Annotated in this window: 1 protein-coding gene; it reads left to right on the top strand. The window is 48.8% G+C overall.

What is annotated here, in order from left to right; genetic code table 11:
- Positions 1–578: cadherin-like domain-containing protein (locus AB4263_RS22240; protein ID WP_372098921.1), on the top strand; the 578-nt coding region annotated here is incomplete at both ends.

Below are 578 nucleotides of genomic sequence, written 5' to 3'. Positions count from 1 at the left end.
GACATTGAAGGTGACAACCTAACGGTTGAAGGTGTGACCTACGATGGTGGCGACGGTATCCTGACCGACAACGGCAACGGGACTTACACCTTTGCGCCAAACGAAAACTTCAATGGCGACGTAAACTTCGGCTTCGATGTGTCAGACGGAACCGATACGGTCTCTGCGAACATCGATGTAAGTGTGACTGCGGTTGATGATGCGCCAGTGTCTGGTGACTTAGCGTACTCAATCGATGAAGACGGTTCTATCCGTTTAAGCCAAGAGCAGTTGCTATCACAAGCATCAGATGTTGAAGGCGATGACCTAACAGCCAGCGGCTTAACGGTCGACGGTGATGCAACCGTTACTCAAAACGATGACGGCAGCTTCACGATTACGCCAGATGAGAACTTCAATGGTGACATCGATATCAGCTTCGATATCTCAGATGGCACCAATACCGTTCAAGCTTCAGCAGACCTGACGGTTAACCCAGTAAATGATTTACCTGTTCCACAAGACCAACAATTCAGTGTTGAAGAAGACGGCACGTTAATCTTCACTGATGCAGACCTATTAACAGGCGCAACGGACAT

Origin of the sequence: Vibrio sp. 10N.261.55.C5 (genome assembly GCF_041470505.1) — a bacterium.
Taxonomy (GTDB): domain Bacteria; phylum Pseudomonadota; class Gammaproteobacteria; order Enterobacterales; family Vibrionaceae; genus Vibrio; species Vibrio crassostreae_C.
Note: the sequence above shows the minus strand (reverse complement) of the source record. Positions and strands in the feature narration are given on the sequence as shown.